This is a genomic window from Kitasatospora sp. Root107, assembly GCF_001424875.1.
In the GTDB taxonomy this organism is placed as follows: Bacteria; Actinomycetota; Actinomycetes; order Streptomycetales; family Streptomycetaceae; genus Kitasatospora.
This window is the reverse complement of sequence record NZ_LMCT01000011.1, coordinates 298,260-317,573: the sequence shown is the minus strand read 5'-3', so window position 1 is coordinate 317,573 and position 19,314 is coordinate 298,260. Positions and strand designations below refer to the sequence as shown.

At 72.1% G+C, this 19,314-nt stretch carries 16 protein-coding genes and 2 pseudogenes; 9 read left to right on the top strand and 9 right to left on the bottom strand.

Features of this window, described 5'->3' with window-relative positions; all coding sequences use genetic code 11:
• Positions 1 to 46: 46 nt before the first annotated feature.
• The 5 genes from ASC99_RS11525 to ASC99_RS11505 all read left to right on the top strand — a co-directional run bounded on the left by ASC99_RS11525 (position 47) and on the right by ASC99_RS11505 (position 5,738).
• A complete protein-coding gene (locus tag ASC99_RS11525) occupies positions 47 to 1,066 on the top strand; it encodes a LacI family DNA-binding transcriptional regulator (protein ID WP_057230872.1) in 1,020 nt (339 codons plus the stop codon).
• A 137-nt stretch (positions 1,067 to 1,203) separates the two neighbouring features.
• Positions 1,204 to 3,744 (top strand): glycoside hydrolase family 32 protein, encoded by a 2,541-nt coding sequence (locus tag ASC99_RS11520; RefSeq protein ID WP_057230871.1) that lies wholly within the window; start codon positions 1,204 to 1,206, stop codon positions 3,742 to 3,744.
• A 157-nt stretch (positions 3,745 to 3,901) separates the two neighbouring features.
• Positions 3,902 to 4,447, top strand: a complete 546-nt coding sequence (locus ASC99_RS11515; RefSeq protein ID WP_057230869.1) for a hypothetical protein — start codon at positions 3,902 to 3,904, stop codon at positions 4,445 to 4,447.
• 698 nt (positions 4,448 to 5,145) lie between these two features.
• A complete protein-coding gene (locus tag ASC99_RS11510; protein ID WP_057240851.1) occupies positions 5,146 to 5,391 on the top strand; it encodes a hypothetical protein in 246 nt (81 codons plus the stop codon).
• Between the two features lie 11 nt (positions 5,392 to 5,402).
• On the top strand, positions 5,403 to 5,738 hold the full coding sequence (locus ASC99_RS11505) for a YnfA family protein (RefSeq protein ID WP_057230865.1): 336 nt from the start codon (positions 5,403 to 5,405) through the stop codon (positions 5,736 to 5,738).
• A 77-nt stretch (positions 5,739 to 5,815) separates the two neighbouring features.
• Here ASC99_RS11505 and ASC99_RS11500 read toward each other — a convergent pair whose 3' ends face one another.
• Positions 5,816 to 6,508 carry a pyridoxamine 5'-phosphate oxidase family protein gene (locus tag ASC99_RS11500; protein ID WP_057230863.1) on the bottom strand — a complete coding sequence of 231 codons (693 nt, stop codon included), beginning with the start codon at positions 6,506 to 6,508 and terminating at the stop codon, positions 5,816 to 5,818.
• A gap of 30 nt (positions 6,509 to 6,538) precedes the next feature.
• On the bottom strand, positions 6,539 to 7,582 hold the full coding sequence (locus ASC99_RS11495) for a zinc-dependent alcohol dehydrogenase family protein (protein WP_057230862.1): 1,044 nt from the start codon (positions 7,580 to 7,582) through the stop codon (positions 6,539 to 6,541).
• Between the two features lie 200 nt (positions 7,583 to 7,782).
• On the opposite strand from ASC99_RS11495, the gene ASC99_RS11490 reads away from it, so the two are divergent.
• Entirely contained in the window at positions 7,783 to 9,498 is a 1,716-nt protein-coding gene (locus ASC99_RS11490) for a GAF domain-containing protein (protein ID WP_235583030.1), read from the top strand.
• Between the two features lie 7 nt (positions 9,499 to 9,505).
• On the opposite strand, the gene ASC99_RS11485 is transcribed toward ASC99_RS11490, so the two are convergent.
• The 5 genes from ASC99_RS11485 to ASC99_RS11465 all read right to left on the bottom strand — a co-directional run bounded on the left by ASC99_RS11485 (position 9,506) and on the right by ASC99_RS11465 (position 12,840).
• On the bottom strand, positions 9,506 to 10,489 hold the full coding sequence (locus tag ASC99_RS11485) for an aromatic ring-opening dioxygenase LigA (RefSeq protein WP_057230860.1): 984 nt from the start codon (positions 10,487 to 10,489) through the stop codon (positions 9,506 to 9,508).
• Positions 10,490 to 10,498: 9 nt separating this feature from the next.
• Positions 10,499 to 10,786 carry an SHOCT domain-containing protein gene (locus ASC99_RS11480; protein WP_057230858.1) on the bottom strand — a complete coding sequence of 96 codons (288 nt, stop codon included), beginning with the start codon at positions 10,784 to 10,786 and terminating at the stop codon, positions 10,499 to 10,501.
• A 121-nt stretch (positions 10,787 to 10,907) separates the two neighbouring features.
• On the bottom strand, positions 10,908 to 11,612 hold the full coding sequence (locus tag ASC99_RS11475; protein WP_057230856.1) for a response regulator transcription factor: 705 nt from the start codon (positions 11,610 to 11,612) through the stop codon (positions 10,908 to 10,910).
• 96 nt (positions 11,613 to 11,708) lie between these two features.
• Entirely contained in the window at positions 11,709 to 12,458 is a 750-nt protein-coding gene (locus ASC99_RS11470; protein WP_057230854.1) for an HAD family phosphatase, read from the bottom strand.
• Positions 12,459 to 12,618: 160 nt separating this feature from the next.
• Entirely contained in the window at positions 12,619 to 12,840 is a 222-nt protein-coding gene (locus tag ASC99_RS11465) for a hypothetical protein (protein ID WP_057230852.1), read from the bottom strand.
• Positions 12,841 to 13,001: 161 nt separating this feature from the next.
• Here ASC99_RS11465 and ASC99_RS11460 point away from each other — a divergent pair, with 161 nt between their 5' ends.
• The 3 genes from ASC99_RS11460 to ASC99_RS11450 all read left to right on the top strand — a co-directional run bounded on the left by ASC99_RS11460 (position 13,002) and on the right by ASC99_RS11450 (position 15,829).
• The gene (locus ASC99_RS11460; RefSeq protein WP_057230850.1) at positions 13,002 to 13,685 is read left to right on the top strand and encodes a ribonuclease H; all 684 of its coding nucleotides are present in this window, start codon (positions 13,002 to 13,004) and stop codon (positions 13,683 to 13,685) included.
• Between the two features lie 113 nt (positions 13,686 to 13,798).
• Positions 13,799 to 14,614: a YhjD/YihY/BrkB family envelope integrity protein gene (locus ASC99_RS11455; protein WP_235502409.1), complete on the top strand. Its 816-nt coding sequence runs from the start codon at positions 13,799 to 13,801 to the stop codon at positions 14,612 to 14,614.
• A 72-nt stretch (positions 14,615 to 14,686) separates the two neighbouring features.
• Positions 14,687 to 15,829, top strand: coding sequence for a PP2C family protein-serine/threonine phosphatase (locus tag ASC99_RS11450; RefSeq protein WP_057230847.1), 1,143 nt, complete (start codon positions 14,687 to 14,689; stop codon positions 15,827 to 15,829).
• Positions 15,830 to 15,891: 62 nt separating this feature from the next.
• Here ASC99_RS11450 and ASC99_RS42105 read toward each other — a convergent pair.
• Together ASC99_RS42105 and ASC99_RS11445 are read right to left on the bottom strand one after the other, a co-directional pair.
• Positions 15,892 to 16,251 (bottom strand): annotated as a pseudogene (locus tag ASC99_RS42105) (discoidin domain-containing protein); the annotation flags it as partial.
• 345 nt (positions 16,252 to 16,596) lie between these two features.
• Positions 16,597 to 19,296: pseudogene (locus ASC99_RS11445) on the bottom strand (exo-beta-D-glucosaminidase); the annotation flags it as partial.
• Positions 19,297 to 19,314 lie beyond the last annotated feature (18 nt).

Sequence of the window (19,314 nt, the reverse complement as noted above, 5' to 3'; positions counted from 1 at the left end):
CTCACACCAGCGGAGCCCGTGCCCGGCGAAGCCGAACGGTGGGTACATGGCCTCGCCCCGTCGCACGACGCTGCACGATGTGGCCCAGGAGGTCGGCGTCAGCGCCAAGACCGTCTCCCGGGTCCTGAACGGCGACGGGCCGACCTCCCCCGCAACCCGGGAGAAGGTCATGGCGGCGGTCGAGAAGCTGGGCTTCCAACCCAACCTGATGGCCCGCAACATGCGCGTCGGCGGCCCGGACAGCACCGTCGGCCTGATCATCCCCGACATGGGTAATCCGTTCTTCGGTACCGTCGCCGGCGGGATCGAGAGCGCGGTGCGCCAGCGCGGACTGACCCTGCTGATGGGTTCCTGCGCCGACGACCCCGACCGGGAACGGGCACTGAGCAACACCTTCCTGGCCCGCCGCGTCAGCGCACTGATGGTGGTGCCCACCGTAGGAGCCGACCACGCCCACCTGCGGGCGGCCCGGACTGCCGGGATGCCGGTGGTCTTCCTCGACCGCCCCGGGACGGGCCTCACGGCCGACGGTGTGGTCAGCTCCAACCGGGACGGTGCCCGCGAAGGCACCGCCCACCTGATCACCGGCGGGCACCGGCGGATCGCCTTCGTCGGCGACCGGCCGGCCACCCTCTACACCCGCCGCGAGCGCCTCGCCGGGTACCGCGAGGCACTCGAAGCCGCCCACCTGCCCTACGACCGCTCGCTCGTACTGGACGGCCACACCGAGGCCGAGGCCGCCGAGGCCGTCCAGCGAGTGCTGCACAGTCCGCAGCCGCCGACCGCGATCCTGGCGGCCAACAACTTCGCCGCCATGGGCACTGTGCTCGGCATGGTCCGCGAAGGCCGACGCGACGTGGCCCTGGTCTCCTTCGACGACCTGCCGTTCGCGGAGGTGCTGGAGCCCGCGATCACCACGGTCGCCCAGGACCCGGCCGCCATCGGCAGAGCCGCCGCCGAAATCGCCCTCGCCCGGCTCGACGGTGACCGCACCCGGGCCCGTACCGTCACCGTCCCCACCCGCCTCATCCCTCGCGGATCCGGCGAACTGCCGCCGCCCCGCTAGCAGTTCCGTACCGCTGCCCCACCCACGGCCCGCCCTGTCACCGCGACCGCCGTCCCGCCGCCGTGCCTCGGCGCAGCCATGCCCCGACGAGCCGCGACCTCGCTCACCCCCACCCCAAGCTCTGCGAAGGAGCTCCCATGCCCGTGTCCCGACGCACCCGCCGTTCCTCGCTCGCCGTCCTGGCCACCGCCCTCTGCCTCGGCCTGACCGCAGGATCCCCGGCGGTGGCGAACACCGCGCCGGCCCAGGAGCAGTACCGCCCCCTGGTGCACTACACCCCCGCGCAGAACTGGATGAACGACCCCAACGGGCTCGTGTACTACAAGGGCGAGTACCACCTCTTCTACCAGTACAACCCCGAGGGCAACTCCTGGGGCAACATGTCGTGGGGCCACGCCGTCAGCACCGACCTGGTGCACTGGCAGGAGCTGCCGCTGGCCATCCCGCACGACGGCAACGAGATGGCCTTCTCCGGCAGCGCCGTGATCGACGTCGACAACACCACCGGCTTCGGTACCCGCGAGGATCCCGCCATGGTCGCCGTCTACACCAGTGCCTACCCGGACGGGAAGCAGGCCCAGTCGCTCGCCTACAGCACCGACCGCGGCCGCACCTGGACGAAGTACGCGGCCAACCCGGTGCTCGACATCGGCTCCCACGCCTTCCGCGACCCGAAGGTGCAGTGGTACGCACCGACGCAGAGCTGGCTCATGACCGTGTCGATGGCCGACGAACACAAGGTCGAGTTCTACTCCTCCAAGGACCTCAAGTCATGGGACCACCTCAGCGAGTTCGGCCCGGCCGGCGCCGTCGGCGGCGCCTGGGAGTGCCCGGACTTCTTCCCGATGGCCGTCGACGGGAACCCGGACCACGTCAAGTGGGTCCTGGCCGTGAACATCAACCCCGGCGGCATCACCGGCGGCTCCGGTGTGCAGTACTTCCTCGGCGACTTCGACGGCATCACCTTCACTCCCGACGACAACGGCTCCTACACCCCGCCGAGCGGCACGGTCGTGCAGGACTTCGAGCAGCCCGACTACGGGAACTGGACGACCACCGGAACGGCGTTCGGCACCGGCCCGGCCAACGGCTCCCTGCCGGGCCAGTCCGCGATCACCGGCATCGAAGGCGTCGGTTACACCAACAGCTTCCACGGGGGCGACAGTTCGACGGGCACCGTCACTTCGCCCCTGTTCACCGTGGACAGCGACTACCTCAACTTCAAGGTCGGCGGCGGCAACCACCCCCACAACCCGAACGCCGTCCTCGACCAGCAGCCGACCCCCACCGGCACCGTCCTCGCCGACTTCGAGGGCGACACCTACGGGAACTGGACCGCCACCGGCACCGCGTTCGGCACCGGACCGGCGCAGGGCACCCTCCAGGGCCAGCAGGAAGTGTCGGGCCACGTCGGCCACGGGCTGGCCAACAGCTTCCTCCAGGGCGACGCCACCACCGGTGAACTCACCTCGCCGACGTTCACCATCGACAAGAAGTACCTCGACTTCCTGATCGGCGGCGGAACCCATCCCGCCACCTCCGACGCCCCGACCGCCATCGAGCTCGTCGTCGACGGGAAGACCGTCCGCAGCGCCACCGGCAGCAACAACGAGCACCTCGACTGGGCCTCCTGGGACCTGTCCGACCTGCAGGGCAGGACCGCACAAATCAAGATCGTGGACCAGAACACCGGAGGCTGGGGCCACCTCAACGTCGACCAGATCATCCTCTCGGACACCCAGGCCAAGCCCCAGTCGACCGAGACCTCGGTGAACCTGGTCGTCGACGGCCAGATCGTGCAGAGCGTCACCGGTTCCGACAGTGAATCCCTGGACTGGGCCTCCTTCGACCTGCGCGCCTACCAGGGCATGCAAGCCCGGATCCAGGTCACCGACCTGAACACCGGAGGCTGGGGCCACATCATGGCCGACCAGTTCACCACCGCAGTCAGGCCCGCGCTCTCCACCGTGCAGCGCGCGCACTGGGTCGACTTCGGCAAGGACTTCTACGCCGCAGTGACCTACAACGACGCACCCCGCGGCGAGCGCACCATGATCGGCTGGATGAGCGACTGGCAGTACGCCGGCAACACCCCCACCACCCCCTGGCGCAGCGCGCAGAGCCTGCCCCGGACACTCCAGCTCCGCACCATCGACGGCCGGCTCCAGCTGACCCAGCAACCGGTCCGCTCCCTGAATTCGCTGCGCGAAGGGCCGGCCGTCGTCCTGCACGACGTCACCGTTCCGAACCGCACCATCGACCTGGCCCGACGGGGCGCCGGACAGGCCCTCGACATCGATGCCACCTTCTCGCTCGCCGACGCCCGCAAGTTCGGGCTCAAGGTGCGCACCGGCGGCGGCCAGGAGACCGTCATCGGCTACGACGCCGACAGCCGGCAGCTGTACGTCGACCGCACGAAGTCCGGGGCCGTCGATTTCGATCCCAACTTCCCCGGCGTCCACACCGCGCCGATCGAGCCCCAGAACGGCAAGGTCCACATCAGGGTGGTCGTCGACGCGTCCTCGGTGGAGGTGTTCGGCGGCCAGGGACAGTCCGTGATCACCGACCAGATCTTCCCCGATTCCAGCAGCCAGGGTGTCCAGCTGTTCGCCGAAGGCGGTACCGCCCGCCTCGACAGCCTCAAGCTCTGGCACCTCGGTTCTTACCGGAACCACTGAAAGCCCCGTACGGGGGCAGGCTCGAGGGTGCCCGCCCCCGTACGGACCACAGCTGTTTCCGCACACAACTCAACCAGGCACGTGGTGGCGAGGACATTCCGGCCACCACGGCACAGACCCCTTCCACCGGCGCGCGTGGATGGTCATTCTGGGAGGCATGAGCGGACACGAGGGGGGCGACGTCTTTCGCTGGGAGACGTACCGGAGCGGGAACGAGGCACCTTCCGACTGGGGCCAGTACGTGGTGGTCACCTTGGGGCACGTCCTGACCGTCGGGGCAGTGACCTTCGCCGCGCCTTGGGCGGGCCTGGTGATCGGCGGGATCCTCGCGCTGTTCTGGGGAGTGCTGTTGGTGCCGACCTGGCTGCGCGAACGCGCTGCCGTGGAGTGGGCGGAGATCCGGCCCGGCCTGCCGCCGACGCTCGTACTGGCGCGGGTCAGCGGGGTCGAGACGAGCCACCACCTCGACTCGGTGCGCCGGTTGCGCCTGATCCGTACGGGGTACCGGTCCGCGGACAACCCCGGCGGCGGCCAACGCGTCCTCGAACTCCACGTGGGGCGCAAGGTCTACCGCACCCGCGCCGCGTTCAACCCGGCAGAGAACGACCCCGGGCTACTGGAGGAGGCACTGCGCCGGGCTTGCCCAGGCGCCACGGTGGCGAAGTACAAGGACCGGACGAGCTGGGTCTCCGACAGCGAGTGAAGGATGGCGCGCCGGTGATCCTGAGGGCACCGCGTAGGGATCAACACTCAGCTACTCGAGACACGCCTCGACCTCGGGTGGATTCGGCGCAGCCAGCGACGCGGACAGCGGCTGGACAACAGGTTCGACCTTGCCGCCGCCCGTCCACTTGCTCGACGAACGTCTGCCGACGGCACCTCTGACGGTCACAGAAGAACCGCCGGAGCCGCAGGCGGGTCACCAACTTCCGCCCACCAAGCGGCCGTTCAGCCAGGCGCCGCCGAGACCCCCATGATCGAGAACTGCCCCGGACGAACGTTCCTGCATTCACGCCCTGACCTGGGATTTCACGCAGATCCGGCCAGAGCCCTGGATTCCCCACCCTGTACTCAATGGTGGGACAGACCTGCTCAGCTGATCTCCCCACCCCGGGCGGACATCGCTGCCGCCGGATCGGGGCGCGGAAAGGTTGCAACCGGTACCCAGGTACAGGTTTATGGTCGGAGACATCCCCGCCGGCACGGCGCGGGGATGGACAGGAGCGAGCCATGACCGGCCTGAGCTGGGTTCCGACGGCCTGAACCCTGCCCACCGAGCTGCAGCTCGACGTCGAGGTCGACCCTGTTCACGAGAACGTACTCAACGCCCTGCAGGCGCGGGCGACCAGCTTGACCGAGGGCGGTCAGCCATGAGCAAAGGCCCTGGGGGCACTGGCCGCCTTGGCGTGCGTGGCCTGCTGCGCGCTGCCTGTCCTGATCACCGTCGCTGTGGTCGGCGCGGGGGCCGGGGTGGTGGGCCGACTGCCCGCGATCGCCGCCGCCCTGGCCGTGCTCGCGGTCGGGGCCTGGTGGGTGGGACAACGCCGGGCCGCGCGCGGCTGTGGCACGAAGGGCTGCGGCGCCGGCGGGTGCGGCTGCCGGACGACGGATGGCCTGCTGCGGATCACCCCGGCCGCCCGCCGGTAGGGTCCCCGATCATGACCGTCCTGCGCTCCATCGCCCTCTTCGCCGCCGCCGCCCTGTTCGAGATCGGCGGTGCCTGGCTCATCTGGCAGGGCGTGCGCGAGCACAAGGGCTGGGCCTGGATCGGCACCGGCGTCATCGCGCTGGGCATCTACGGCTTCGTCGCCACCCTCCAGGACGACGCCGATTTCGGGCGCATCCTCGCCGCGTACGGCGGTGTGTTCGTCGCCGGCTCCCTGGCCTGGGGCATGGCCGTCGACGGTTACCGGCCCGACCGCGCCGACGTCATCGGCGCCTTGATCTGCCTGGCCGGCGTCGCAGTCATCATGTACGCGCCCCGCAGCCGCTGACCCTGGGCAGACGTCCTCCAAGGCGTCGGCGACCAGCTTGTTGAGTACACAACGCCAGCCGTAGGCGACGGCCCCGCTCAGCCCAGGTGGCCGTCGGGGCCGACGGTGCCGATGCGGCGGCCGGTGACGGTGTCCGGGCGGATCCGTACCCACAGGGGCCGGTTGCCGCCGGCCCACGGCTCCGCGCCGGGGGCGGACTCCAGACGGCGGATCTCCGACAGGTCGTCGATCGGCTCGGCGGTGCCGGTGAGCAGCACGCTCCACCCGGTGCCCTTCTGTTCGTCCGTCCGGTCGACCTGGAAGGACGCCGGGCTTTCCGGACCGGGGGCGGCTGCGCCGTGTGGATCGGTTCGGTAGACGACCGACCCGGCCCGGACGGTGTAGTTGACCGGCAGGATGGTGGGCCCGGCCTTCGCCGGCAGGGCGACGCGGCCGATCCCGCCGGCACCGAGCAGGTTCCAGCACTGCCCGGGAGTGAGGCGGATCAGGGCCGGATGTGCTGAGGCAGGGCCCTGACCCGGGGGCGGACTCCCCGGCCCTTCGAGCAGCTCACGGTAGGTCAGCTCCAGGGCGGTGGCGACCCGTTGCAGGCTCGGTGGGTCGAAGTCGGCTCCTGAGGCCAGGAGTTGCCGCAGGTATGCCGGGGCGATGCCGGCCTGTCGGCACAGTGCTTCGTCGGTGAGTCCGAGCCGGTGCTGCCGCTCGGTGATGCGGCGCGCGAGACCGGCCGGTGGCTCAGCGGGTTCGGTGTGGTGGGTCGGGCGGTTCACGGTGTGCCTCCTCGCCCTGGTTGAGCCTGTTCAGGTCCGGAAGAGGGCGACCTTCAGGGCGCCGCTGGTTTCGGCGTCGGCGAAGACGTCGTAGGCGTCCTGCATCTCGTCGAGTCCGAAGCGGTGGGTGATCAGTCCGCCGGTGTCCAGGCGGTCGGTGGCGAGCATCCGGAGCAGGAGGGGCGTGCTGTGGGTGTCGACCAGGCCGGTGGTGATGGTGATGTTCCTGATCCAGAGGTGTTCCAGGTGGAGGGTGGCGGGCTTGCCATGGACGCCGACGTTGGCGACCCGCCCGCCGGGGCGGACCACCTGCGTGCACAACTCGAAGGTCTCGGGGATGCCGACGGCCTCGATGGCGACGTCGGCGCCGAGCCCGTCGGGGCTGAGCGCCCGGATCGCCGCGTCGTCGGTGCCTGCGGCGTTGACGGTGGTGTCGGCGCCGGCCCGCTGTGCGGCGTCCAGGCGGCTCTGGGTGAGGTCGACGGCGATGATCCGGGCGGGGCTGTAGAGCCGCGCTGTGGTGATGGCCGCGAGGCCGATCGGTCCGGTGCCGACGACCACGACGGTGTCGCCGGGCTGGACGCGGCCGTTGTGGACTCCGACCTCGTAGGCGGTGGGGAAGATGTCGGCGAGCGGCAGGGCAGCCTCGTCCGTGACGCCGTCGGGCAGCTTGTGCAGGGAGTTGTCGGCGAACGGGGTGCGGACGTATTCGGCCTGGGTACCGTCGACCAGGTGGCCGAGAATCCAGCCCCCACCGCCGGTGCACTGGCCGTACACCGCGCGGCGGCAGTAGTCGCAGCGGCCGCAGGCGGAGATGCAGGAGACCAGCACCCGATCGCCGGGGCTGACGGTCCGTACGCCGGTGCCGGTCTCGACAACGGTGCCGACGGCTTCGTGGCCGAGCACCCGGCCCTCGGTGACCTCGGGCACGTCGCCCTTGAGGATGTGCAGGTCGGTGCCGCAGATGGTCACGGCGTCCACCCGGACGACGGCGTCCTCGGGCTCCCGGACGGTCGGGTCCGGGACTTCGCTCCAGGAGCGGCGGCCCGGTCCGTGGTACGTCAGTGCCTTCATGTCCAGCTCACTCCTCGTGGAGTTCCGGCCGGGTCGCTGCCCGGTCCCTTCCAGGGTCACCGCTGGACGAGCCGGGCGGCGAGGGCCGGGCGGGCCCGGCTGAGGGCCGGTCGGCCCTGTCGCCCGGGGCGCTGCCGGGCCGGGCCGCCTAGGCTGGGAGAGAAGCCAAGCGGACCGCGGCCAGTGCTCGGGAGGAACCGGTGGGCGACGTGTCCGGAGCCGGCTCGGTGCCGCTGCCGCAGCTGCACCTGGACGACCTCCTGGACGAACTCCAGGCCCGCCTGGACGCGGCGCGCGGCACCAGGGACCGGGTGCACAGCCTGTTGGAGGCGGTGCTCGCCGTCGGCCGGGACCTGGAGCTCACCCAGGCGCTGCGGCACATCGTGGAGGCCGCGGTGACCCTGGTGGACGCCGAGTACGGCGCGCTGGGGGTGATCGGCGAGGACCAGCGGTTGTCGCAGTTCATCCCGGTCGGTGTGACGGAGCAGCAGATCGAGCGGATCGGTCCGCTGCCGTCGGGCCACGGCCTGCTGGGCGAGCTGATCCGCCATCCGGCACCGCTACGGACCGCGAACATCGCCGACCATCCGGCCTCGTACGGGTTCCCGGCCGAGCACCCGCCGATGCACACGTTCGTCGGGGTGCCGATCCGCATCCGGGACAAGGTGTTCGGCAACCTGTACCTGACCGAGAAGCGGGGCGGCGGCGAGTTCGACGCGGAGGACGAGTCGGTGCTGGCCACGCTCGCGGTGGCGGCGGGGGTGGCGATCGACAACGCGCGGCTGTACGCCCAGGCGCGGCTGCGCGAGCGGTGGCTGGCGGCCAGTGCCGAGGTGACGAGCAGTCTGCTGTCGGGCAGTTCCGAGCAGGAGGTGCTGGACCTGCTGGTGGCGCGGGCGGTCGAGGTGGCGGGTGCGGACCTGGCGGTGATCGCCTCGCCGGTGCCGGGTGCGGAGGAGCTGGAGGTGCGGATCGCGGTGGGTCTGGGGGAGCGGCAGCACCGGGGGCTGGTGGTTCCGTTGGAGGGTTCGTTCGTCGGGGCGGCGGCCCGCACCGGTGAGCTGGTGGTGAGCGCTGATGTCCGGAAGGATCCTCGGATCACCGCCGGACCGCCTCGCTGGGAGGGCCTCGGTCCTGCGGTCGCGGTGCCGATCGGCACGGCGGAGCACGGCCTGCGGGGCGTGCTGATGCTGGCCAGGGCGGCGGGGCGGCCGCTGTTCGACGCGGACGAGTCGGTGCCGCTGCTGGGTTTCGCCGGACAGGCGGCGGTCGCGATGGAGCTGGCCGAGCGGCGCCGGGACTCCGAGCAGGTGGCCCTCCTCCAGGAGCGGGACCGGATCGCCCGGGACCTGCACGACCTGGCCATCCAGCGGCTGTTCGCCACCGGGATGACCCTGCAGGGGGCGACCAGGTTCATCGACCACCCGGAGGCCGTCGACCGGGTGCTGCGGGCGATCGACGATCTCGACGAGACGTCGAAGACCATCCGGGCCACCATCTTCGGGCTGCGGACCAGGGAGTCCGGGCCGGCCGCGCGGGGAACGCGGGCTCGGGTGGTCGAGGTGGTCGAGCGGGCGGCGGACGTGCTCGGGTTCATGCCGGCGCTGCGGATGACCGGCCTGCTGGACGTGACGGTGCCGCCCGAGTTCGTGGACGAGGCGCTGGCCGTCCTGCAGGAGGCGCTGTCGAACGCCGCGCGGCACGCGGAAGCCACCGCGGTGGAGGTGTCGGTGGCGGCCGGGGCGGAGCTGCTGCTCACCGTGACGGACAACGGCTGCGGCCTGCCCGCCGGAGGGCGGCGCAGCGGTCTGGCCAACCTGGCCGACCGGGCCGCCGACCTCGGTGGGAGCTTCGAGGCCCGGGCGGGTGCGGAGGGCGGGACCGAACTGGTCTGGCGGGTACCCCTGGTCAGGTGACGTGGCGTCAGCTGTCGGACTCCAGCACGGCGGCGACCGGCAGCCGGGGGGTCGGAGAGCCCTCGGGCCCGTAGCCGAACCGGATCAGCATCTGCACGTGCTCCGGTCCCAGTTCGGGATCGCGGGCCTCCCAACGCAGTTGGGGCCACTCCATGGCCTGGTGCAGCAGCGAGGCACGGACCTCGTGCGCGGTCGCCGCGAGCAGGACGTGCTCCAGCGCCAGGCCGGCCCGCAGCCAGTCCACAGGCCGGTCGTGTGTGGTGGTCAGCACCGCGATCCGGGGGGCGGCCTCGAAGGCGGTGGGCGGCAGGTGTTCGGCGGGGCGGAGGGCGGCGAAGTCCCGCATCGGGAGGTGCCCGGTCCGGTCCTGCGGGCCGAGGGCGGCGGCGGGTATGCCATAGGCGGGGGTGCCCGGGCCCTGGATCCAGGCGCGGCTCTCACCGCGGTGCTCCGGGTCGGTGGTGTTGCGGCGTTCGGCCTCGGCCGTGAGCTGGAGCAGACGGTCGGTCTCGGACCGGTCCGGAAGGTGGAGCACCGCTCCCTCCGCCCGTGCGGCCCGGGCCAGTCGGTCGAGGACGACGGGTGGGACGGGCTCCCCGGTGAACGGCGTGCGGATGGTGTGGCGGTGCCAGATCGCCTCGAACAGCTCGGCGGTGCCGGGAGGAGAGGCGGTGGCGTGGCGGCCCAGCTCGACGGAGGCCAGCAGGTCGGGGTCGCTCGCGTCGGGCAGCAGCGACACCTCCGGGGCCCAGCCCAGCTGCCGGGCCGCGACCCGGAGGTTGAGCACGGCGGCGCCCACCGAGATGTGCAGGGCCCGGCCCGCGGGATCGGTGGCCGGCAGCGAGCGCTCACGCAGGGCGCGCACGTCGACGGTGGAGGACTCCGGGCGCAGGCGGAACCGCCAGGGCTGGCTGTTGTGGAGGGACGGTGCGGCGACGGCGGCGGAGACCAGCTTCTCCAACGCGGCGGCGTCGAGGGCGGTGGCGGACATGACGGCCTCTCAGGTGGGCGCGGTTCCGCCGGAGGCCGGCCCGCGCCCTTGGCGCAGGGTCTCCAGGCGGTGGCGGTACTCGTCGGTGTCGATCTCGCCCCTGGCGTACCGCTCGGCGAGCAGCTGCTCCGGAGCGGGAGCAGCGGGAGCGGACGCGGGGTGCTGTTCGGGCAGGCGGTCCAGCCGGCGGAGCAGAGCGAGGCCACCGACGACGACCAGCCCCAGGAAGAGCAGCATGCCGATGGTCATCAGGCCGAAGCCCCAGCCGTTCATGCCGTGGTCGTACTGGTACATCATCGTGGGCTCCCGGTCGGGGCTTGGCGAGGGCTGCTGCTCTCACCGTCACTGTCCGCCCGGCGCACCTGCCGCGGCTTGGGCCGGTCGGCCCCAATACGTGGGCCGACGGGTGCCGACGGGTTCAGTGCCGGCGGCCCGGGTGCTGGTCGGGGTTGGGGTCGGGGGCGGCGTGGGCGGCCAGGACGGCGGCCTGGAGGCGGCGCTCGACGCCGAGCTTGGCGAGCAGCCGGGAGACGTGGTTCTTGACGGTCTTCTCGGCGAGGTACAGCTCCTGGCCGATCTCCCGGTTGGTCATCCCCTTGCCGACCAGGGCGAGGATCTCACGCTCACGGGGCGTCAGCCGGGCCAGCGTCGCGTCGGGTTCGCTCTCGTCGTGGTGACGCAGGCTCTCCATCAGCTGGTGAGTGGTGGCCGGGTCCAGCATCGACTGCCCGGCGGCGACCGTGCGCACCGCGTGCACCAGGTCGGTGCCCTTGACCTGCTTGAGGACGTACCCGGCCGCCCCGGCCATGATGGCGTCCAGCAGCGCGTCGTCGTCGTCGAAGGAGGTGAGCATCAGGCAGACCAGTCCGGGCATCCGGTCCCGCAGTTCCCGGCACACCATCACCCCGTCGCCGTCGGGCAGCCGGACATCCAGCACCGCCACGTCCGGCCGCAGCGCGGGTACCCGGGCCAGCGCCTGGGCGCAGCTCTCCGCCTCCCCGACCACCTCGATGTCCGGCTCGGCCTCCAGCAGGTCCCGGACCCCTCGGCGGACCACCTCGTGGTCGTCGAGCAGGAAGACCCGCACGGGCCGGTCGGAGGCAGGGGGCCCGGTGACGTCCATCGCTGCACTCCTGAGACCGAAGGGAACCGCTCCTCCGATTCTGTGCGAGCCCGCCGCCCGCCGCCCGCGGCGGCGGCCGCGCGCTGCCTGAGTGCGCTATCGGACGTGGGGCCGGACGAAGACACCCTCCAGGTCCTGTACAGCCGGTCCGTTCCTGGGCGCACCGGTGCCGACGCCGTGCCGAGTGACGGTGATGACGGAGCCGAACCCGGCCCGGTGCCCGGCGGTCACCGTCTCCTGGTTGTCCGTCAGCAGGACCGCGCGGCCGGGCGTGCTGTGCAGCAGCTTCAGCGCGAGCTGGTGGAGGGCCGGTTCCGGCGGGCCGGCGAGGTGGTGGTGCTCGGCGTCGGTGGCGTCGACCATGCCGTCCATCAGGTGCGCCAGACCGGCGTTGCGCAGCAGCTCCGCGCAGTGCCGGCCGGTGGAGACCGCGGCCGTCCGGATCCCGGCGGCGCGCAGGTCGAGCAGCAGCACGGCGGCACCGGTCCTGGCCTTTACGCCTTCGGTGCGCAGGAGTTCCACGAACCGCTGGTCCGCGTGACCGACCAGCAGGTCCAGCAGATCCGTGCCGGAGGGTCCGAGGTGGCGGCAGGCCAGATCCGACCGGTAGCCGTGGGCCCGGAGCAGCTCGGCGGCGGCGTCCCGGTCCAGCAGGGCGGTCAGTTCGGTGCGGAGTTCGGCCGGTACGGAAAGTGCCTGTTGGGGACGGCCGGTGGCCCGGGCGTACTGGGCGGCGTAGGAGTCCAGGGTGTCCTGCCAGGCGGCGGCGCGCAGGACCCGGGAGTCCGTCAGGACTCCGTCGGCGTCGAGCACGGCGGCCGCGACCGTCCCGGGGTCGATGGTCACCGACGCCGGTTCCCGGAGCGGACGTCGAGATGAGGGGGTCACCGGGTTCATCTCCTTCCACCGGGGCGCCGTGGGATCACCTCCACCGTCTGCTCTGCTCCACCCCGGCGACAGGGCCCACCGGCAGGGGGCCGGGGCCGACCGGCCCTCCCGTGGGTGGTCAGCGGGCCAGGTCCCGGCGGGCGAACAGGGCGAAAGCCGCGCCGATCCCGGCCAGGCCCATCGCGGTGAGCAGGCCCAACGAGGCCCACGGGACGGTGCCGTCGGCGAGCGCGTCGCCCGGGGTCACCTGCGACCGGCTGCGGGCGACGGCGGAGACCGCCAGCGCCGGTCCGACCATGCAGAGCGCGAAGCCGCAGCCCAGCAGCCCGGCCACGAACACGGGGCCAGCAGCCCCCGCAGCGCGTCCAGCACCTCGTGCGGTGGCACCAGCCCGGTCGCCCTGCTAGTGCGGCGACCACCGGTCGGCCGGCCCGAGCGGCCGCCGTCCGAGACCGTCCGCGAAGACCAGCCGGCCCGCCGGGACCTGAGATCATCGGGTCCATGGGCGAACGACTGATTGCGGCATGTGACGGCGCGGCCAAGGGCAACCCGGGTCCGGCGGCCTGGGCCTTCGTGGTGGCGGACAGTGAGGGCCGGCCGCAGCGCTGGCAGGCCGGTCCGCTCGGCCACAGCACCAACAACGTGGGCGAGTTGACGGCGTTGGAGCAGTTGCTGGAGGCCACCGACCCGGGCCTGCCGCTGGAGGTGAGGCTCGACAGCACCTACACCCGGGACGCGGTGACCAAGTGGCTGGTCGGCTGGAAGCGCAACGGCTGGAAGAACGCGGCCGGCAAGCCGGTGGCCAATCAGGAGCTGATCCAGCGGATCGACGCGCTGCTCACGGACCGCGAGGTCACCTTCGTCTACGTGCCCGCCCACCAGGTGGACGGCGACCCGCTGAACGCCATCGCCGACCAGGCCGCCAGTGATGCCGCCCGCACCCAGCAGGCGGCCGGGGGTACCGCCGCCGACCTCCCGGTACCCGCTCCCGTCAGTGCCTCCGCGCCCCGGAGCCCGCGCCGGGCGGCTGCCCCGTCGAGCGCCTCCGGCAGTCGGCCGGCCCGGACCCTGAGCGCCCGGTTCCCGGGGACCTGCCCGTGCGGACGGTCCTACGGCAAGGGCGAGACGATCACCAAGGTCGGGTCGGGCTGGGGCCACCCGGGGTGCGTGGAGTCGGCCGCCTGACACTGCGTCGGCTGCGGTGGGTCCGAGCGGCCGAGCGGCCGTGCGGGCGGGTGTGCCGAGCTGCGATCATTCAGGTGAGGTCGCCGAGAGGTCGGGTGAGATCGGGTGAGGCCGTGACGAGGAGCCGAAGGCCGACAGCCTTCCGGCTGCGCGCCGAGCACATCGCCAAGGCGGTGTGGCAGCGCGGCCGGGAGATCGAGCTGCTGCACCGCGCGATGGCGTTCGCCGCGCTGTGCTTCGTCACCCTCGTGCCGCTGCTCATCGTGATCGCGGCCGCGTCGCCGACCCGGGGCATCGGGATCTCCGACTGGATCATCGACGGCCTGGGCCTGTCCGGCCGCTCGGCGCAGGCGGTGGACGAGCTGTTCGCCGCCCGGCGTGAGGTGCTGACCACCACCACCGCTCTCGGTCTTGCCGCGCTCTCGTTCTTCGGGATCTCGCTGATGACCGCGATCCAGAACGCCTACGAGCGGATCTGGCGGGTGGAGTCGGCCGCCTGGCACGCCGTGTGGCGACAGGTGGTCGCCCTGGCGGGCCTGATCGGCTACATCCTCGTCGCCGCCTGGAGCGGAGTGCCCTGGCACGACACCGCCGCCCAACCCGCGCTGCGGGCCACGGCCACCCTGGCCGGCGGTGTGCTGTTCTTCTGGTGGCTGCAGCGCCTGCTGCTCGGATCCCGCATCCGGTGGCGCACCCTGCTGCCCGGCGCTGTCGCCACGGTCGCCGCCCTGGTCGGCCTGCGGGTCTTCTCCCGGCTGGTCTTCGCGCCGCTCATCGCGTCCAACGCGATCACCTACGGCGTGATCGGCACCGTCTTCGTGGTGCAGTCCTGGCTGATCGGGGTCGGGTACTGCGTCTATGCGGGAGCGATCGCGGGCGAGGCGTTCCACCGCGCGCACCCCTTGCAGCACCGGCACGGCCCGCACTGATCCGAGCCGGTCCGGTGGATCGCGACGGCGTGGCCGGGGGCGATCGCGGTCGGCTGGGGGTATGCAGGAGTCATGGACGTTAGGCGGCGTCTCGCGGATCTCCGGTGGCCTCGGCAGCAGAGCCGCGCGCTGGTGGTCATTCCGCTCGCGCTGATCGTCGTGATCTCGGTGCTGGACATCCTGGCGCCGCCGGAGGTCCACCTCGGGCCGCTACTGGTCGCCGCGCCCGCAATCACGGCCTCGTTCGCCGGCCCGAGGACGACCGCCGCCGTCGGCGCCCTCGCCGTACTGGCCCAGGGCATCGTCGCGGCAGCGCGGACCACCCTGGTGGACCTCAACCACTCGGTCCAGATCACTTCGCTGGTCCTGATCTCCGCGCTCGTGACGCTCTTCGCCTACCTCCGCGAGCAGCACGAGAGGAAGATGACCCAACTGCGTTCGGTGGCCGAGGCCGCGCAGACCGTGGTTCTGCGGCCGCTGCCGCCCCGGATGGGCCCGCTGCGGATCGCCTCCGTCTACCTCGCGGCGGAGGCCGAGGCGCAGATCGGCGGCGACCTGTACGCGGCCGCGCGGACCGCGCAGGGCACCCGGTTCCTGGTCGGTGACGTACGGGGCAAGGGCCTGGCGGCGATCAGCGACGCCTCCCTGCTGCTCGGGGCCTTCCGGGCAGCGGCCTACCAGCAGCCGGACCTGCCCACGCTGGTCACCCACCTGGAGGGGGCCGTCTTCCGCGACCGCGAGGATCCGGGCAACCTAGTGGACTCGGCGGAGGAGGGCGAGGAGACCCAGGAGTCGTTCATCACCGCGGTCGTCCTCGACATCCCCGACACCGAGCCGACGATCCACCTGGTCGACTGCGGACATCCGCCGCCGCTCGTCCTGCGCGGCGGCCGGGTCAGGTCCATCGAGGTCGGCCAGCCCGCTCCGCCGCTCGGCCTCACGGGTCTTCTCGGTGCCGACTTCGTCGTCGAGACCTTCGCCTTCGAGCCCGGCGACATCGCGCTGCTCTACACGGACGGGGTGATCGAGGCCCGCGACCAGTCGGGGGCGTTCTATCCGCTGGCGGAGCGGATCGCCTCCTGGCCGCCCTGCGATCCCCCGACCCTGTTGCAGCGCCTGTCCGCCGACCTCGTCGCGCACGCCGGCGGGCGGCTGGGCGACGACGCGGCCATGGTGGCCGTCGAACGGCTTCCGGCGGCACCCGACAGCCCGTGACGCAGGTGCGGACGTGCGGACGGCCCGTCCCGGCGTGCGGGGCGGGCCGTCCTGGCACCGGGTCAGCAGGTGGTGCCGTACACCTGGAACTCGTACAGCGAGTAGCCGTACGAGGTGCCGCGCTGGGTGCCCAGCATCCTGACGTGGCGTCCGCTGCCGGTGAGCGAGGTCAGGTCCTCGGTGCCGCCGTGGCCGGTGGTGGTCGAGTACGCCGTGGTCCAGGTCTGGCCGTCGGGGGAGACCTGGAGGGTGTACGCCTTGCCGTAGGCGGCTTCCCAGGTCAGTCTGACCCGGCTGATCTGCGCGGTGGCGCCCAGGTCGACGCTGATCCACTGCGGGTCGGCGCCCTCCTGGCTGCCCCAGCGGGTGGTGGTGCTGCCGTCCACCGCGTACTGCGGGCCGAGCTTGGCGCTCTCGACCGAGGAGGCGGTGGCCGGGCGGCCCTGGGAGAGCAGGACGGCCTGCCCCGCGCAGCCGGGCGGGGTGGTGACCGCCAGCGCCGTACCGGCCGCCGAGGTGTTGCCCGCCGCGTCCCGCGCCTTGACGGTGTAGCTGTGGCTGCTCGCGGGCGCCACCGAGGTGTCGGTGTAGGCGGTGCCGGTGGCGGTGCCGAGCTGGGCGCCGTCCCGGTAGACCTGATAGCCCGTCACCCCGGTGTCGTCGGTGGCGGTGTCCCAGGCCAGAGCGACCGAGGTCGCGGTGACCGCCGTGGTGCGCAGCCCGGTCGGGACGGTCGGCGGCTGGGTGTCGCCCGGTCCGCCGGGGCCGGCCGGGACGACGGTGGCGGGGGTGTTCCAGCCGGAGATCCGCACCGAGGGTGCCGAGCCCTTCAGGTCGGCGGCGCGGTACGTCCCGGTCAGCGTGACCGATTCGCCGGGCCAGAGGCTCACCTGGTTGTCGGACCAACGCACTGGCAGCACCGGGGTGTTGGCGGCGTCGACCAGATGGACGTCGGTGAGCAGGGCCGGTGTGGTGCCGGTCCCGGTGTTGGTCAGGGTGACCGTGGTGGTGGCGGTGCCGTCCGCCGCCGTCGCACTGGCGGCGGTGGCCGAGACGTTCGCCTGGGCCAGCTGGGAGAGTCCGGCCAGCGAGGCGTAGCTGCTGGTCGGCGTGTAGTACCAGGTGGTCTTGCTCCAGTTGAGGACGTCGGGCGTGGTGGACAGCCAGTAGACGTTGCGGCTGACCTCGCGCCCTGAGCCGTCGGTGAGGACCAGCTTGGCGAGGTAGGTGCCGGACAGTCCGCTCACCGTCGCCGGGACGGTCAGCGCGACCGCCTTCCCACCGTCGCCGGGAGCACCGATCCCGGTCGCGCTCTGGTCGAACTTCCTTGTGCCGTCGGTGTTGTAGAGGCTGACCCGGGCGGTCAGGCCGCTCGCCGCCGCGTGCTGGTTGTTCACCACGACCACCGAGCGGTCGTCGTAGGAGTACTGGATGTGCAGCGGCTCGTTGGCCTTCTTCGCGCCGAAGTAGGCGCCGCCCTGGTCCAGGTAGCGGTCGAAGAGCTGCCAGTGCAGGGAGGTCCAGCCGCTGTTGAACATCCAGTAGACGACGCCGGTGGACGGCTTCGTGCTGTCGGTGAAGTTCCGCCCGTATGCCTCGAACTGGGCTCGTACGGCCTCGTAGTTGGCGAGCTGGGCCTTGCGGACGTAGTCGTCCAGGCCGGTCGGCGCGCCGTAGCGGCCGGTGAGTGCCTGGTCGAAGAGGGCCAGGTCGTCGAAGGTCTTGGACGGCGAGCGGTGGTACTGCGCCGTGCTGGGGCTGTTCCACAGCGCGGTCAGCTCGGTCGGCGACATCATCCGCTTCAGGGTGTCCATGGTCGGGATGTCGGGCCCTGCGCTGGTCTCGCCGTTGAAGCCGGTGGCGCCGCCCTCCTGCTTGGCGTACCAGTAGTTCGGCGGCACGTAGTCGTACGGGCCGGTCATCTTGAGGCCCGAGCTGCCCAGGATCGGCGAGGAGGTCACGGAGGCGGCGGGGACGACGGGGGTGGGCCAGTCGGCTGCGGTGAGCGCGTCGAGGTAGTTCTTCTCCTGGGTCGCGTCCGGGGCGAAGTCGCTGCCGATCATGAAGGAGATGACGCTCGGGTGGTTGCGCAGCCGGGCCGCCTCGGCGGCCATCGAGGCCTTGGCGATCGGGTAGTCGGCGGCGGTCCAGGTGTCGCCGGGCTCGCCGCCGTTGGTCTGGCCCTCCCACTTGTCGCAGCACTCCCAGCCCGGCAGGGTCAACACGCCGTACCGGTCGGCGAGTTCGAAGAACTCGTCGGGCTCGATGTGGCCCTCCAGCCGGATCGTGTTGAGGCCGAGGTCGAGCGCGTACCTGAGGCGGTCCTCGACCGACTGCCGGTCCCAGCGCAGGAAGAGGTCGGGGGACCAGCCGCCGCCCTTGATCAGCAACGGGCGGCCGTTCACCGAGTACTGGCGGGCGCCGTCGCTGTTCAGCGGTGCCTTGACGTCGCGGATGCCGAACCGCTCGTGCGCGCTGTCGGTGACCGTGCCGGCGACTGTGGCGGTGAGGTCGAGGTCGTACAGCGGTTGCGCGCCTTGGCCGGCCGGCCACCACACCGCGGGGTTGGCCAGGCGCAGTTGGGGATACCCGGCGGGCGTGAAGGTGACAGTTTTGGTCTCGTGGGCGGCCAGGGTGACGTTCTGGCTGAACTGGACCGGGCCGATGCTGCCGGCGACCGTCGCGCTGACGGCGGCGTCGGAGTCGTTGCGGGCCTGGGCCTTCACGGTCAGGTCGGCTGTGGCCAGCGAGGGCAGGGCGAGCGCCGTGCCGACGTGGGCGCCGCGCAGGGCGACAGTGCCGCTGCGCCGGATCAGCACATCGCGGACGATGCCCATGTTCTGGTCGGGGGGAGGCTGGACCCAGTCGATCCACCCCATGGTGAGGTGCTTGGCCGGGTCGTTGGGCTGGATCCGGAAGGCGACGGTGTTGGTGCCCGCCCGGACCAGCGAGGTGATGTCGAGCTCGTGGTGGGTGTAGGCACCGGCCACCTGGGCGGCGGTCGCGACCTGAGTGCCGTTCAGGTACACGTCGGCGGCGGACATCACCCCGCTGAAGTCGAGGTAGCTGCGGGCGGAGGTGTCGCTGACGGTGAAGTCCGAGCGGTACCACCACGGAACGGTGAAGTCCGCGGCCGGGATGGACTTCATGGCGGTCGAGTAGAACGGGTCGGCGTACTTGCCGTTGGCCAGGAGTCCGGCCAGCACGGTGGAGCGGGGGCCGGTGGGGTACCAACTGCCGGTCGGGTAGCCGGGGGTGGAGATCGCGGCCGCGCTGTCGGTGACGGCCGCGGAGGACCGGATGGCGTAGCCGGCCAGCGGGGTGGCCGCCCCCGGGGCGGCGGTGGCCTGGGTGGTCGCGGTTGCGGGGGTGACGGCCGCGGAGGTGGGGGAGGCGGCGACCGGGACGGCGAGGGCCAGGATCAGGCCGGCGGCGGCCAGTGCCGCCGTCCGGGGCCGGTTTTGCAGGGATGCTGGTGTCGAGCG